At 58.2% G+C, this 15,063-nt stretch carries 14 protein-coding genes; 9 read left to right on the top strand and 5 right to left on the bottom strand.

Annotated elements, in window-relative coordinates; all coding sequences use genetic code 11:
• Nucleotides 1–98 precede the first annotated feature (98 nt).
• Both FPL19_RS12130 and FPL19_RS12125 read left to right on the top strand, forming a co-directional pair.
• Nucleotides 99–1,076: an amidoligase family protein gene (locus FPL19_RS12130; RefSeq protein WP_150914192.1), complete on the top strand. Its 978-nt coding sequence runs from the start codon at nucleotides 99–101 to the stop codon at nucleotides 1,074–1,076.
• Nucleotides 1,069–1,794, top strand: coding sequence for a gamma-glutamyl-gamma-aminobutyrate hydrolase family protein (locus FPL19_RS12125; RefSeq protein WP_150912822.1), 726 nt, complete (start codon nucleotides 1,069–1,071; stop codon nucleotides 1,792–1,794). The genes FPL19_RS12130 and FPL19_RS12125 overlap by 8 nt, the downstream gene beginning before the upstream one ends.
• Before the next feature lie 13 nt (nucleotides 1,795–1,807).
• Here FPL19_RS12125 and FPL19_RS12120 read toward each other — a convergent pair whose 3' ends face one another.
• Together FPL19_RS12120 and FPL19_RS12115 are read right to left on the bottom strand one after the other, a co-directional pair.
• A complete protein-coding gene (locus tag FPL19_RS12120; protein ID WP_225314404.1) occupies nucleotides 1,808–5,569 on the bottom strand; it encodes a translocation/assembly module TamB domain-containing protein in 3,762 nt (1,253 codons plus the stop codon).
• Nucleotides 5,566–7,323 (bottom strand): autotransporter assembly complex protein TamA, encoded by a 1,758-nt coding sequence (locus FPL19_RS12115; protein WP_150912821.1) that lies wholly within the window; start codon nucleotides 7,321–7,323, stop codon nucleotides 5,566–5,568. The genes FPL19_RS12120 and FPL19_RS12115 overlap by 4 nt, the downstream gene beginning before the upstream one ends.
• 139 nt (nucleotides 7,324–7,462) lie before the next feature.
• Between FPL19_RS12115 and FPL19_RS12110 the strand changes: the two genes are divergently transcribed.
• Both FPL19_RS12110 and FPL19_RS12105 read left to right on the top strand, forming a co-directional pair.
• Nucleotides 7,463–8,467, top strand: a complete 1,005-nt coding sequence (locus FPL19_RS12110; protein ID WP_150912820.1) for a hypothetical protein — start codon at nucleotides 7,463–7,465, stop codon at nucleotides 8,465–8,467.
• A 31-nt stretch (nucleotides 8,468–8,498) separates the two neighbouring features.
• A complete protein-coding gene (locus FPL19_RS12105; protein WP_150912819.1) occupies nucleotides 8,499–9,986 on the top strand; it encodes an amidase in 1,488 nt (495 codons plus the stop codon).
• Nucleotides 9,987–9,992: 6 nt separating this feature from the next.
• Here the strand turns inward: FPL19_RS12105 and FPL19_RS12100 are convergent, their stop codons facing one another.
• On the bottom strand, nucleotides 9,993–10,361 hold the full coding sequence (locus FPL19_RS12100) for a gamma-glutamylcyclotransferase family protein (RefSeq protein WP_150912818.1): 369 nt from the start codon (nucleotides 10,359–10,361) through the stop codon (nucleotides 9,993–9,995).
• Between the two features lie 115 nt (nucleotides 10,362–10,476).
• Here FPL19_RS12100 and FPL19_RS12095 point away from each other — a divergent pair, with 115 nt between their 5' ends.
• From FPL19_RS12095 to FPL19_RS12080, 4 genes are all read left to right on the top strand, one after another.
• Nucleotides 10,477–11,793: a hypothetical protein gene (locus tag FPL19_RS12095; protein WP_150912817.1), complete on the top strand. Its 1,317-nt coding sequence runs from the start codon at nucleotides 10,477–10,479 to the stop codon at nucleotides 11,791–11,793.
• 150 nt (nucleotides 11,794–11,943) lie between these two features.
• Complete coding sequence (locus FPL19_RS12090; RefSeq protein WP_150912816.1) at nucleotides 11,944–12,213, top strand: hypothetical protein; 270 nt, start codon at nucleotides 11,944–11,946, stop codon at nucleotides 12,211–12,213.
• Nucleotides 12,214–12,327: 114 nt separating this feature from the next.
• Nucleotides 12,328–13,398: a sensor domain-containing diguanylate cyclase gene (locus tag FPL19_RS12085; protein ID WP_191965277.1), complete on the top strand. Its 1,071-nt coding sequence runs from the start codon at nucleotides 12,328–12,330 to the stop codon at nucleotides 13,396–13,398.
• Nucleotides 13,399–13,582: 184 nt separating this feature from the next.
• The gene (locus FPL19_RS12080; RefSeq protein ID WP_150912814.1) at nucleotides 13,583–13,786 is read left to right on the top strand and encodes a hypothetical protein; all 204 of its coding nucleotides are present in this window, start codon (nucleotides 13,583–13,585) and stop codon (nucleotides 13,784–13,786) included.
• Here the strand turns inward: FPL19_RS12080 and FPL19_RS12075 are convergent.
• On the bottom strand, nucleotides 13,774–14,196 hold the full coding sequence (locus tag FPL19_RS12075; RefSeq protein WP_150912813.1) for a PAS domain S-box protein: 423 nt from the start codon (nucleotides 14,194–14,196) through the stop codon (nucleotides 13,774–13,776). The two genes, FPL19_RS12080 and FPL19_RS12075, sit on opposite strands and share 13 nt — an antisense overlap.
• Nucleotides 14,197–14,291: 95 nt before the next feature.
• On the opposite strand from FPL19_RS12075, the gene FPL19_RS12070 reads away from it, so the two are divergent.
• On the top strand, nucleotides 14,292–14,786 hold the full coding sequence (locus FPL19_RS12070; RefSeq protein WP_150912812.1) for a CIA30 family protein: 495 nt from the start codon (nucleotides 14,292–14,294) through the stop codon (nucleotides 14,784–14,786).
• A gap of 26 nt (nucleotides 14,787–14,812) precedes the next feature.
• Here the strand turns inward: FPL19_RS12070 and FPL19_RS12065 are convergent, their stop codons facing one another.
• On the bottom strand, nucleotides 14,813–15,025 hold the full coding sequence (locus tag FPL19_RS12065) for a penicillin-binding protein (protein WP_150912811.1): 213 nt from the start codon (nucleotides 15,023–15,025) through the stop codon (nucleotides 14,813–14,815).
• Between the last annotated feature and the right edge of the window lie 38 nt (nucleotides 15,026–15,063).

Below are 15,063 nucleotides of genomic sequence, written 5' to 3'. Positions count from 1 at the left end.
ACCCATGCCAATCAGCTGTCTACACGCCCCGGTCATATGGGTGTGTTATGGTTTGTTCAGGTTTTCCAAGAGGCGAGATTGTGGCTAACAGATGTAAGATGCCGGATATTCTGAAGACAAAAGACGGCTCGGAAAGAAAGGTGGGGATAGAAGTCGAGCTTTCGGGGCTGGGCTATGAGGAGTTGGTTGTTCTGTGCACCAGGCTCCTTGAGGGCCAGAGCCAACAGGTCAACCGCTATGTCTCAGAGGTCAAAACGGATCTGGGCGCCTTCCTCATTGAGCTGGATTCCGACCCCATCAAGGATCTCGACCTTCAGGATAGCCGTCTGCCGGAATCCGTCCGCGAACTGGGCGGTCACGCCATGAGTGTGATAGATGCCGCGGCGGAAAAGATCGTCCCGCTGGAAATTATCACCCCGCCGCTGCCATTCAGCGAAGTGGAACGAATCGAGACGCTCTGCGACCGGCTGCGGGAAGCCGGCGCCCTGGGCAGCCGCGAGGCCATCTATTATGCCTTCGGTCTTCAGCTGAACCCGGAATTGCCGGACCTGGAAGCAACCACGCTGCTACGTTACCTGCGAGGGTTTGCGGCGCTCTATGACTGGCTGAAAGCACGCCATCAGCTGGACATCAGCCGCAAGCTCACTACCTATATAGAGCCGTGGAGCAGCGCCTACATTGATCTGCTGATTGACTATGACTACGCGCCGGATATGAAGCAGCTGATGGAGGATTACCTTCATCACAATCCGACCCGGAACAAGGCATTGGACCTGCTGCCACTGTTTGCTCATATTGATCGGGAACTGCTGGCCCGCTATGTTGATGATCCGCGCATCAAGAGCCGGCCCACGCTGCACTATCGGCTGCCAGACTGCGATATTGACAACCCGCTCTGGCACTTCTCGACAGTGTGGAACGACTGGGTTGTACTGGAACAGCTGGTCACCAATGCGGAAGATCTTGCGCACATGGTCAGGGCATTCCGGGACAGCCGGAAAATCCGCCTTCGCAACCTGACCCATAGCTGGCCCGAAACCACCGAACAGATGCTTCATGAAAGGAACTATGTCTGAAACGCCCGTTGAAAAGCCGGAACATCCCGGCCTGACCATTGGCATCAGCGGCCCGTCGCGGCGCAGCCTGGCCCACCGGCTGATCAGTCTTGCCCTGCGGCTTCAAGGCGCGCGCACCCACACCATAAGGCCGGGTTCGAGGGTGGATGTAGCGCTGCTGGACGGCCTGGTGCTGTCCGGTGGCACCCACGTTCATCCCTCCCGCTACGGCCAGCAGCCGATGGTCACCGCCAATTATGATGTCAGGCGGGATGAGACGGATTTCCGGATTCTGTCCCACGCGGAAAGCCTGGGGATTCCGGTGTTGGGCATCTGTCGAGGGGCGCAGCTGATCAATATTTTCCGAGGCGGATCGCTCTGCCAGAACGTCACACCTCTGCGTAAACATACCCGGCACCGGCCACTACTGCTGCCCTGGCAGACCGTCTGCCTGGCCAAGGGCAGCCGCCTGCGGGAAGTCATGGATGACTCGGTGATTGGCGCCAACCGGATTCACAGCCAGGCGATCAAGAAGCTGGGCAGACATCTGCAGGTGGTGGCAATCGACAAGGACTGGTTCGTACAAGCCATCGAGAACACCACCGGCCAGTGGCTGATGGGCATTCAGTGGCACCCGGAGTATCTGTTTTACCATCGCGGGCATCGGCGGATATTCCGCCACTTTGTCCAGGCTGCGGAACAGCGCAAGCTCATCCGGCTGGACGAGCCCTCACCCTGACCCCGCCAGCGGCCTAGAAGTCTCTGGTATAGAAAATGTCGAGGGACGACGCAAGCCCGCTGGCAGCTTCAAGATAGAAGTACCTTCCCAGGTCGTAGCGCAGTGCCACGGTGGTGAAGGGTTCGAAAATCCCCACGCCGTAACGGACGCTCAGGTCTTCGCTCAGGTAACCACTGGCCACCACTGCAGAGTCAGTTCCGGACCCCTGGGTTTCCAGGGTGAGTTGCTCAATCCCCAGTTCCTCGCCGATCCCGCGGGTAACCCCGGCCGTCTGATTCAGCCCCAGGGCAATCGCCGCACTGCGCATCTGCGCGTCACCTCCCTGACTTGGCGCACCTGGGGGCTTGCCCAGTATCAGGTAGGAGAGCGCATCGGTCTGGGGCATATCCGGCTCGGAGAACACCTCCGTTTGCGGCTTGGTGACAGGCCCGGATAGACGAATCCCGGCAATAACCGTATCCACCCGGCGAATGGCCTCAATATCCACGTAGGGCTCAGTCAGTGGGCCGGTAAAAATAAGCCGGGCGCGACGCAATTCCAGCTCCTGGCCGTAGGCCTCGTAACGGCCATTGATCAGGCGCAGGGACCCCCGGGTATTGAGATCGTTGCCGATACGAAGGGTACCCTTGAGATCACCGGTCACCTCGAACCCGTTAAATGATACCTCGTCCTCGCCGACGACCACCGTAATATCCAGATTGACCGCCGGTCCCCCGCTATCGCGGGCTTCCCGCCCCACAATCACTTCGTCTTCGGACACGGATACCGCCTGCTCCGGTAGTTCGGTAATTTCGATCTTGCCCCGGGGCACAGCCAGTCTTCCGCTGATGCTGAGTTCGCCCGTGCGGTAGGTAATCTCCAGATCCGGGTTCAGTTCCAGATCGGCATAAGGCTCGTAGTAAAACGGCAGGCGATCCCCGGCCAGAGACAGCGTCAGCGTTGGCTGGTCTTTCCAACTGGCGGTACCTTCCAGTGTTCCGGAACTGCGGGCGTTACTTTGCCACCGCCCGGAGAGATCTGCCTGGTAGCCGTTGAAGGTGACGCTGGCCACCAGTTTTTCAAACGACATTGGCAGGGATGGGTCAGAGATTTCTCCGCCACTCAGAACCAGTTCCCCGTCTATCGCCGGTTTCATCAAGGGCCCGGAGATCTGGCCCTGGCCATTGATCTGCCCTTTCACTTCCTCCAGATCCGCAAATACGGCAGCCATGGCGATGTCGAGGTTCGAGATCCGGAATTGCCCGTCCAGGGTGCGCTCCTCTGACATCGGATCAACGCTGACGTTGGCCGACAGGTTCCCCAGCCGGGGTCCTTCAAGTTCAAAAGAAAGGTTTGCCTGTTCCGGTAACAGCTTCACATCGGACGTCAGCGTGTTGTAGTTGAAGCTCTCCCATTCACCGGCGTTCAACACGGAGAACTCACCGCTCCCGGCGTTGACCTTCAGACTGCCCTCGGGGCCGGAGCCTTTGGTATTGAATGTCAGCTCTGCGTCCAGAAGCGTGTCCCACTTCAGGGTTTCCGGCACCAGCGGCGCCAGGGCCGTGGTGGGGAAGTTGCGTATCGTGTAGTCAAGGGCCAGTTGCGGCAACAATATCTGACGGCCAGCGCATACAGAGGCCTGCTGCCAGCTCCAGCAGTGGCGGCCGAAGGTTAGCTGGCCACTCTGGTCATAGGCCAGATCCGCCGGCTGGTTCAGGCGCCAGTATTGATCCTGGCCGGGTATATCAATCTCACCCGTCTCAAGCTGACCCTTCCAGCTTGCCCAGTCAGCTCCCGCGCCGCCAGCAAAGCGGAACAGCACCTCGGCCTGTTCCTGTATCGCGCTGACGGTCAGTTGGTGATCCTGCCGGGTTCCGGACAGCTCCAGCGACAGGCTTTTCAGTTTCTGGCCAGCCCCTGAAACCCCGGTCGCGGTCAGGCCGCCGCTTACCGTCTGGCCTTCCGACAGGCTGGCGGTCAGCTCCAGCCCGTCCACTTCCACCAGATCGTCCCAGCCGACGTTTTTCCCGGAAACGGTGAGATTTCCCAGCGGCGCTTCAGGTGTGCCACTCACCGAAAGATTGCCATTGAACCCACCTTCCAATTGCGGCAGCAGCAGCTCTGGCTCGGACATGTTCAGCTGGAAATCACCGGACAGCTTCTGGCCCCATTGCCCCTGCCCGGCAATCCGGTTATCGGCCACCTGCAGTTCAAATTCTGAAAGAGCCAACGCATCGCCGGACTGGCGCAGCTTGCCGCGGATCTCCGCGTCGCTGGCGCGCCAGGTACCCTGCAGGTCCCAGGTGGCGCTGATCGACGGTGGGCCTTGCGAAGCAAGCTTGCCCTCAGTGGTGACCTCTCCGCTCAGGCTTGCCGTTGCAGCCGGTACCCAGTAACCGGGGTTGAACTCGCTGAGTTGCAGGTTGGCGTCCCAGGAAAGTGGCCCGGCAAAGCCCAGATTTGCCCTGCCACTGAGGAACCCGGCACCGGAATTGACCTTCAGTTCAGACAGGGTCAGTGATTCCAGATCCCCGTCGATTTTTGATTCCAGGTTTGCCCGGCCCTGGGGGCTATCTACTACCGCCTCCAGTGTGGCGTTATAGCTGCCATCGGAATAGGCCAGATCGCCGCTGAGCCGGTTCAAAACAACCGGAGGCGGCGCTACGCCGGGCACCAGGTTGTACCAGGGAAACGCATCCAGCAGCACCTGGGCATCCAGGGCAAGTGCCTCGGCCCAACTCAGGCTGCCTTCAACCGATGCAGTCCCCTTCTCGGCGTCGCCGGTGCCTTTGCCGGTCAGGCTGAGATCCAGATTCTGGATGCCGGTGGTGGTCACCAGGCCGCTCAGTGCCAGCCCGATCTTCCCGTCAGCTCCGGGCAGTTGGCCTTTGCCTTTGGCCCGGAATCCGTTTTCGAGACTGCCCTGAAGCGCAATGTCGGTATTGAGCAGTGTCAGGGTTTCCGGCAGGGTGTCGGCCGCTCTGAAGCTGTCTGTTTTCACCTGCAGACTGGCCGGCAGCTCCGGTTTCAAAGGCTGGACGCTGCCGGACAGGCTGGCCTGAAGGTAGCCCTTGCTGTTACCACTGACCAGCAGTTCCGCAACACTGCCGCTCAGGTTCAGATCGAGGGACCAGGCTTCATCCTGAACCGGCGGCAGCTGAACGTTCGCCGTCATACCCAGCGGCCAATCCCCCCGCATTTCAAGATTCCCGGAAAGATCCAGTTCAATCGCCCCGCGAACAAGGCTCAACTGCGACAGATTCCAGTCGGAACCGGACCCGGTGGCACTGAGCTGAAGCCGGTCCCAGGCGGTCTGCTCGTTCACAGTCAGTGGGCCGATATCGACCGAGCCGATCCTCATGGACAACGGCAGGTCCAGCGTCGGAAGTTCAATTGGTGAAGGCTTGGACTGGTCAGTCTGGGGCGACATCAGGGTGACCGACACGGATTCGGCGGTCAGCTGCTCCAGGCAGAACGCCTTCTGGAACAGGCAGGTCGGCGACCAGTCAATTAATGGTTCTGAAACCTCGACTCCGGTTCCAAATCCCTGCCAGACCAGCTGTTCCGCCTGCCAGCGGCCCAGTAGCGAACCCTGGCCATTGGTCACTTGCAGACCGGGCACCTGGTCAATCACCCAGGCCGTACCCGTGTCAGACCGCAGCACCAGAAACAGTGCGCCAATCAGAATAACCGGCAGCAATACCAGAACCGCCAGCAAAGTCAGCAGCCAGAACCGCAGCCGGTGTCTTTCTGGCGGCGGAGTTTGGGGAGTTTGAGCGTTCTGGGTCTCGGTCATATCTCCGGTCCCATTGAAAAATGCACCCGCCATCCGCCACCGAATTCAGGATCCAGCCCCTTGGCCACGTCCAGACGCAGTGGCCCGACCGGGCTGACCCAGCGGATTCCCGCGCCAACACCGGTCGCCAGCGGATCATTGAGATTATCCACCGCATTGCCCTTATCCACAAAGAACGCTGCCCGCCAGTTGTCGATAAATTCGTACTGGTATTCCACACTGCCAGACATCAGGTACCGGCCACCAACGCCCACTCCCTCGCTGTTTTCAGGAGACAGGCTTTCATAACCATAGCCCCGCACACTCTGATCGCCACCGGCAAAGAACCGCAGTGACGGCGGCACATCCTCGAACCGGTTGGTAGCCACGGCACCCAGACGTACCCGTGACAGAAAGCGATGATCATCCGCCACTGTATAAAGGCCTTTGGCCAACAGAAGCACGTGCAGGATATCCACATCTGACAGCACCGCTCTGTGCGCGCCCGTTACCTTCGCCGACAGCCGATACCCCCGGGACGGGTCAAACGATGAATCTGTCTGAAGCTTCGAATAACCAAGCCCCGGCAGCAAAAGACGGGTGCGCTCCCTGGTGCCATCGCCGAACCGGAAACGCTCCTCCTCCAGCTTGATCGAAGCTGTCTGCATCCATCCCGTCTCCAGCTGGTGATTCCACTGCTGCTCCAGGGTGATCAACTCTGACTCGACGTCTTCAATATCCTCACGCTGGTAACCAGCGGAAAGGCGGATCGAATCAGTCATTGGCGGGTCCAGCGGTATCTCATACCAGGTGGAGATATTCTGGCGCGGCTTGGAAAGCTCGGTTTCTGCGCCCCGACGGTGACCCCACTCATTGATCCAGTGCTCCCGCCAGGTGCCCCGAAGCCGGGGGCCGACGTCGGTGGAAAAGCCGATACCGGCGGCAACGGAACGAGGATCGCGCGGGCGCAGTGAAATCACAACCGGGATAACCGTATCCTCTGCCTCCGAAGGATTCGCATCCACGTCGACACCGGTAAAATAGCCGCTATTGGAGAGATCACTGCTCAGTTTCGCAATCATCGCGGAGTTGTAGGGTGTGCCGGGCTCAAAGGTCACAAACTGCCTGAGAAACGAAACATCAAACCCGTGTCCCTCCTCAAAACTCACATCGCCAAGTTTGAACCTGGGACCGGTCTGGTAGATCAGGGTGATGTCAGCAGTTTTCTGTTCGGGATTGACCTCAAGCAGACGCTTCTCGAAGCTACCGTTAAAATAGCCCAGCTGCCGAGCCCTGTTCTGGATGGTCTGGCGCAGCGAACTGTACTGGCCATGATCAAGCACATTGCCAACGGTCGGACGTTCGGGAAGATTTGCGGTGAGCGCCGGGTCATCACTGCCCGGCCCGTTTATTTCAACCGTCCTGGACCGCACAAGTACCGGCTCGCCGGGCTCAACTGTCAGTTTCAGTTGGGCCAGGGCATCGTCGCCGTCCGGCCGGATAATCTCCCATTCAATATCCGGATTATAGTAACCCAGGGCCTTCAGGGCGGTGCTGACCTGGGACCTGGCGGTGCTGACATACCGGCGAAGCCCATCCGGCGACCGGCCGTCAACATCCCGGAGAAAGGCCTGGGCGTTATCCTGCAACTGGGGGTAATCACCCTTTACCTCCACAGTCACCTGTTCGGCGGCACAGAAGGGCGCTGCGATCAAAAGCAGGATCAGGCCTGTCAGCGCACCGAAACGCCGTTGAAAAATTGGGTGGTAATGCATCCGTTTTCTTGTCGTCTCAAATGGGGTGAAGCACCGGCAAACTGCGAACCTGAACAACACTGGGAGTTTGTCGGGGTCAGGTCAAGTTAATCCATGGTAGGCTAATCTCCCTGAAGATCATTGAAAATCAGGCGCCTGAATGCTGAAAATTAATACGGAAAACCTGAAGAAGAGCCATCAGCTCATCTGGTTCGTCATCGATTTTACGATGCTGGGCCTATTGATTATCAATCTTGCCTTCATCATTTTCGATTCTCTGTACGCGATAGAGGTGGTGCGCGACGGCCTGACAGCCATTTCTCCCGCCATCACGGACGCCTACCGGCCTATCCACCGCAATTTCATCGTTTATGACCTGATCTTCGTCGGCATTTTCCTGACCGAATTTATCGTGCGTTGGGGCTACGCGGTCAAGGCCAGAGTGTACGATCGCTGGTATTTTTATCCGTTCATACATTGGTACGACATCGTCGGCTGTATTCCGGTGGGCAGTTTCCGCTTCCTGCGCATACTGCGGGTGATTTCTATCGTCTATCGCCTGCACCAGTACAAGGTTATCGATGTAACCCAGACCCGGATCTACCAGTTTCTGAATTTCTACTATGACGCGTTCATGGAGGAGCTGTCTGACCGGATCGTTATAAAGGTGCTCTCCGGCGCCCAGGACGAAATCAGAAAAGGCTCGCCCCTGTTCGAGCGTATTCAGAACGACATCCTCTTCCCGAGACGGGAAATGATATCGGACTGGCTATCGCAGCGGGTGGCGGAAGCCGCCCAGGAAGGATACGTACCCAACCGGGGCGCACTGCGCAGCTACCTTGAAAACCGGGTAGACAACGCACTGAAACAGAATCTGGAGCTGTCCCGGCTGAAATATCTGCCGGTAGTGGGGCCAACCATCCAGGAAACCCTGGAAGAATGCGTCGGCGATATTGTCGCCCACGTCATCCATCAGATTCTTGAAGACCTGGCATCGGCGTCTAACCACGCTTTTATCGAAGACATCGTCAATGTCTTTCTGCCGTCGCCGGATGAGAACGAAGAAGAAATCAGAAACGAGGCATTGATCAGCCTGGTCACAGAAATTCTGGAAGCGGTGAAAACCCAGGTCGGGGTCAAACACTGGCGGGAAAACCTGCCCTGAGCCGCACAAACCCGTTATTCAAGAGGTCGCCATGACGCCTTCACAGACGACACATCACTACGCTCCTGCAACCGATCTGGTCGAAGCGTTAAAGAACGGCAGCCTTACCAGCACTGAGCTCACCCAGGCCCTGCTGCAAAGAATCCGCGAGCACAATCCACAGATCAACGCCGTGGTGACCCTGAATGAAGAGGACGCATTGGCCAAAGCGGCCGAGGCCGACGCAAGACTGGCACGCGGAGAAAACACCGGCCCCCTGCACGGCCTGCCACTGACCCTGAAAGACACCTGGGAAGTCGCCGGCATGACTTGCACCGCCGGCGCCCCCGCCCTGCAGAACCACAAACCGAAGCGCCATGCAGACGTTGTGAAACGCCTGGAAGACGCCGGGGCCATCATCCTGGGCAAGACCAACGTGCCCATCTACGCCACCGACCTGCAAAGCTACAACAAGCTCTTCGGCGTTACCCGCAACCCCTTCAACACGGACCACACACCCGGTGGTTCGTCCGGCGGCGCGGCAGCCGCCCTGGCCGCTGGCATGACGCCCCTGGAAGTGGGCAGCGACCTGGCCGGTTCCATCCGCATACCGGCCCATTTCTGCGGCGTTTTCGGCCACAAACCGTCCCGCACACTGGTGTCGTTTCGCGGCCACATACCCGGGCCACCCGGCACCGAATCACAGCCAGACCTGGCCGAAGGTGGCCCCATGGCCCGAACCGCCAGCGACCTGGCGCTTCTGCTTGGGGTAATTGCCGGCCCCGCGGAACGGGAACAGACCAGCTGGCAGCTGGCGATGGCGCCGGCGAAGATTGAATCGCTGGAACAGGCAAGAGTCGGGCTCTGGCTGTCCGACCCGCTCTGCCCCGTTGATGAAGAACTGACCGAAGGCTACCGGCAGCTTGCAGGCAAACTGGAAAACCAGGGCGCGCTGGTGTCTGAAGCCAGACACGAATTGCTGAGTATGGCCCACATCCTGCCAGCCTATTTCAACCTGCTTGGCAGCCTGTTGAGCACGTCACTCAATAAATCCCAGCGTCGGCAAATGAAATGGATCGCCCGTCTGGAAAAATGGCTGCACCTGTTCGGCCCGGTCACCGCTCACATCGGCGAATACGGCCGCGGCGCCAACCAGCCGGTCTATGAATGGATGTCCTGGAGCGAAACCCGCGAGAAAATGCGCGCCCGGGTCACCGAACTGTTCGAAGAGTTTGACGTGCTGCTGACTCCCATCACACCCACTGCTGCGATCCCCCACGATCACAGCAACCCGGTGTTCAAACGCACCATCACCGTTGCCGGCAAACCCCGCGCCTACATGGACCAGTTCTGCTGGATCGCCCTGGCGACCCTGCTGGGACTGCCCGCCACTTCCGTCCCCATCGGCCGCACCAGAAACGGCCTGCCCTTCAGTGTTCAGGTCATTGGCGCGCCGGGTATGGACCTGACCACCATCCGATTTGCAGAGTTGCTGGAAAAACAGGGACTGGCGGGGTTTCAGGTGCCGGAAGGGTTCTGACCTCAATCAGAAGTTTCTGATCTCCGGCAGACCAGACACATCCGGGTTGTAGAGGTAGATCCAGGCCGGACCGAAAGGCGTTTCAAGCTGCCGCCGATCATACTCGCCGGCGCCGGGCGCGTGGGATTTGTAATCCTCCAACTTATCCAGCCTGGCGAAAACCCTGTCCGAAACGTCATAAACCTCCACATTCACCCCCTGGCTCTTGCGAAGCTTGGCGCCGGGGAATGGGCCGATATCGTAAAGGGTAATTTCCCTCACCTGGCAACGTCCTACATAGCGGGCACCCGCCAACACGCCATGATTAGAATGGCCGCGCTTCAGGGTTCCGTACACGCCAACGCGATTGAGCTGTTCGGGCTGCTGGGCTGTCATGGTGCTTATTGCCTTACCGAAAGCGGATTATGAGTTCGCAAAAATGATCAGATTTTATTCAAGTTTCAAGGCCGGTGGCCGATTTACCTGAGTAGTAATTACAGGTACCCAAGCCATGATCACTTCCAGCCAGATCTCCCTTTTTCAGGAAAACACCCGCCAGTTATCGGCTTTTGAACGTACCCAGCTGAGAATCAACCAGCAACCCCCCGCACCGCCTCGGGCCGGTGACAACGCAGCCGGCTCAGAATTGGCCATGGTCCGCCAGGCAGCCTACCGCTTCAGCAGCCAGGAGCAACTGGCATCAAGCAGTCGCAGCACCATTACCGGCAATGACCAGCAGCGTGTATTCACCAGTGCGCAGCTGGCCGAAAAAACCACCGATCTTCTGCTAATGGGGCAGCAGGCGCTGACCGTGAGCCGTGCCGCCCTGGGTGGCGGTGCGGGTGTCGAGGCCAAAGGAAGCCTGACCGTCTCCGCCGGGCGTTATATGTTCTATTCACAGAGCGAATCAAGAAGCATCACATCTACCGGCAGCATCTCTCTGGATAACGGCCAAAGCATAAACTTCACGCTGTCGCTCCGGCAATCCCAGTCGCTGACCTATGAGTACTCGGAGCTGGTCCAGATTCAGGAGCGCCCGATGACCGATCCACTGGTGATCAACTTCGGCAACGCCACCGCGCAACTCACAGACACCCTTTTCGAGTTTGACCTGAACGGCAACGGCGAAACCAATCAGTTCGCTACCCTGGCCAGCGGCAGTGGTTACCTGGTACTGGATCGCAACAACAACGGCAAGGTGGACGATGGCACAGAGCTGTTCGGCCCACAAAGCGGCTCGGGGTTCGGGGAACTTGCCAACTTCGACGACGATGGCAACCGCTGGATCGACGCCAATGACGAGATCTTTTCCGCCCTGTCCGTCTGGACACAGGCCGCCGACGGCTCACAGGCTCTGAAGTCCCTGGAAGAAGTTGGCGTCCAGGCACTGTACGTGGATAAGGCCGAGGGCCGTTTTACCCTCACCAACAACCAGGGCGTCCCACTGGGACAGATCAAGGGTTCCGGAATCTATCTGACCACCGACGGCGAAGTCCGCACGCTTGAAGAAATCGATCTGGCGGCTCAGAACCGGTCGGAAGTGCCAGCGGTGGAAAGCGTTCTCAGCACTAACCAGGGCGAACCAGAGAGCAGCGCCAGCCCTGTCGAAGGCGCTCGCATCGAGGCGATTCGATCGGCACTGGAAAAGTTGAACGAGATTCGCGAAAAGCAGAAGGCGTTTATTGAACAGAGCAGAGAATCAGCCAAGCCCGAATCACCTATTGATGCCTACCTGAAACTTATCGACAAGCTACGCCTGGAACTCCTCAACAGCCAGGACGAGAAGAAACAGGCCGCAAGCCGGTATCTGGAATTTGCCACGCTCTGAGGGCACGGAACCTGGCCTGCCTGCACTTATTTCGTCTTTGCCACGTATAAATTAACTGCGACAACCACTCATTGAATCAAATGGTAACAAACTCTATCTATATTTATGGAGTGAGGTAAACAGAGACAACAACACAAGTGAGGTAAAAAAATGAGCATCAGACAGTTTAACGGTCGCGTATTTTTCCGCGATCGATCCATTCAGCTGAAAATCGGCGGTCCCGTCTGCGACGATGGGCAGCAGACCGTCATCGCAAGAGATGAAAACTCCGCGAGCATTCGCATTATTCGCTGCGATGTGGATTCACTGAGCTTTCAGGAACTCGGGCAGTTAGTGCAGGAAGAGTTTTCCCAGCCTGGCATATCCGCGAACCCCTCAGCGATCGGTTCAACAGACAACGGCGCTCCTAATCACCACTGATTAGGGTCGCACCCTGCTCGTCCCTTCCCGCCCCAACACTTGCGCTTTGGCCCGGTTCAGGTTATCAAGTGGCGTTAGCCGCTCATAACAACGTTTATGGACCACGACTCGCCAATGCCCCTAAAGCCTGATGATTCAATCGATCTCCAGGAACTGATCGAACACGCCCGCCGCAGCGAGCGGATCGCGCGAGCGCTTTTCGATATTGAAGTGGAAGTGATGAACCTGAGCGACAGCGCCACGTTCATTGACCGGCTGACCGGGCTGATTCGAACCCGCTTTGCCCTTGATGAGGTTTGGCTGGTACTGACGGATATCGATAACAACAACCGACTTCGCGTGGCACTCACCGAGCAGGGGGCACTGGTCACCCCGCTGAAAGTCTCGACCGTGGATTTCATTCGCCTGGTGGGCAACACCCGCCGGCCGGAGCTGATCGACCGGCCCCAGCGCTACCGCCAGCTCATTCCCTCAGACATCCGCGAGACGGTCGGCTCCATGGCGCTGCTGCCCCTGATCATGGATGACCGCGTGGTGGGCGGCCTGTTTCTGGGAACCGAGGATGCATCCCGTTACCAGCCGGGCATGGAGGCGTTTTTTCTGGAACAGCTGGCGGTAAAGGTGTCCATCGGACTGACCAGCGTCTGGGCCCGGGAGCAATTGCGGGAACTGGCCACACGCGACCCGCTCACCGGCCTGCGCAACCGCCGCGAGCTGGACGATGCCATCGGCCAGGGCCTCAGCCGCTCGCGCCGTTATGGTCAGACCCTGTCGCTTCTGTTCATCGACTGCGACGACTTCAAACAGGTCAACGACACCCACGGCCGTGACTGCGGCGATGCCTACCTCTGCTTTGTGGCGGAACAGTGCCAGACGCTCTTGCGGGAGGACGATTCCGTCTACCGGTTCGCGGGGGACGAGTTTGTGGTGTTGCTTCCGAACCAGAATCTGGCCTCGGCTATTTTTATTGGCCAGCGCCTGACGGCGCATTTTCAGAAGACACCTTTCTACTGGCAGGGCGAGCAATTGCAGGCAAGCTTCAGCTGGGGCGCGGCAAATTCCGAAGAACCCGGGCTAAATGCACCCGACGCATTACTGCGTGCCGCCGACAAGCGCCTGTACGAGAATAAACGTATCCGAAGAGCCGATTCCGAACGCAATCAGACATCTTCGGTTACACGATAAATTATTCAAAAACAGACCGTTACACCAGCTCCCACGGGCGTAGGGAAATACCGCTATGAGGCTTTATTTCTGTGTTTTATTGATTGCCAGTTTCTGCAACAGCCCATAGTATTCGCCGCATTCGCCACCGCTGACAAAACGTCAATCGGTGCGCAGGGCCCAGACAACTTTGAAGGCTGATTCGATGGAACACTTAAGCGAACTCAACACTGCCGAACCCGAGCACATGTCTTTCGATGCTGTTGAGATCGCGGGCCTGATCGTTCCCCTGCTTTTTGCCATCATGACCATCGTGCTGGTCGCCATGAACCCGGACCCTTCCGGCGTTGCAGACAAGGAATCCAAAGAGCCCGAGCAGCGGCTTGAGCAAATTCATCAGCACCGATAAAGCACGACGATCCGCTTGACGATACCCTTGTCCGACAGCACCGGTAGGTAACTGGCGTTCAGCCAAAGACCCTGCCCCTGCGCATTCAGATTGAAGAACTGCCCTTCCTTCACGTGCCCGGTCACCAGCTCTCGCCAGAAGATGATGTAATCCTCACTTCTGGCGTAGTCGTCTTCACAAAAAACCCGGTGGTGCTTGCCAATTAACTCGTCTGCCTGCTCATAACCGAACAGGTTCAGAAAGGGCCGGCTGACTCGATCGATCAGGCCATCCCGGGTAAGCACCATCAGCGCCGTGTGCTGTTCAATGGCCCGGAAATCCGCCTCCAGCTCATCAATGCGGTTTTCGGCGACTTGCAGCTTCTCCAGCGTGGCCTGAAGTTCCAGCTTCGTTTTGTTGTAAAATGCCAAGACTACTCCTCTTCAGTCGTAAGATGTCGTTTAGACAAATAGTTACGACAACATAGAACATTCTGATTGCTCGGCCGGAAAACACAGGGAAGCCCATGAAACTCGTATCCTTCACGCCCGAAACCAGCGCAAGTGCCTGGCAGCCTATCGGCGACGGCGTAATGGGCGGGCGCTCCAGCGGAGCCATCGCCTGCCCGGAAACCGGCGTCGGTGAATTTCATGGCACCGTCCGGCTCGACAACGGTGGCGGCTTTGCCTCCGTCAAACTGGACTTGCCAGAGGCGGCCGATGCGTCCGGCTGGGCCGGCATCGAATTCCGCGCGTACGGCGATGGCAGAACCTACAAGGTAGGGTTGCGTAACAGCGTCGATCGGCGCGCCATCGTGTACCAGCACAGCTTCACACCGCCCACCGGGGAATGGGGACACATCCGGTTGCCATTCTGCGATTTTATCCCGACCTGGCGCGGCAAGACCGTCACCGAAGCCGCGCCACTGGATGCTCATCAGATCGCGTCGCTGAGCCTGTTTGTCTCCGGGCGTCAGGCCGGGGAGTTTTTGCTCAAGATGGAAGACTGGCAGCTTTTCTGACTGACAAACTGTTGAGCTGGCAAACCTCAATAACAGGAATTGGGCTCTGAATCCGGGTTGATATCTCCACTGACTTCCTCCGGATCAACGCCATGGTGGGTCAGTACTTCCCGAACAAATTTCACCTGGGCCTGAACCCGGTCAGCATCGTCTCCGTACTCGAACTTATTGATTTCCATCGGGTGCGGCATAAAAGTGAAAGCAATTTTAAGCGCCTGGAGAGTATCTTCGTCCGCCATAGCCGGGCTCCGGTTATTGAATGGTCGTTAAAGAACGT

The sequence above is a fragment of the Marinobacter halotolerans genome (genome assembly GCF_008795985.1).
Classification (GTDB): Bacteria; Pseudomonadota; Gammaproteobacteria; order Pseudomonadales; family Oleiphilaceae; genus Marinobacter; species Marinobacter halotolerans.
This window is presented reverse-complemented; position numbering and strand designations above follow the sequence as displayed.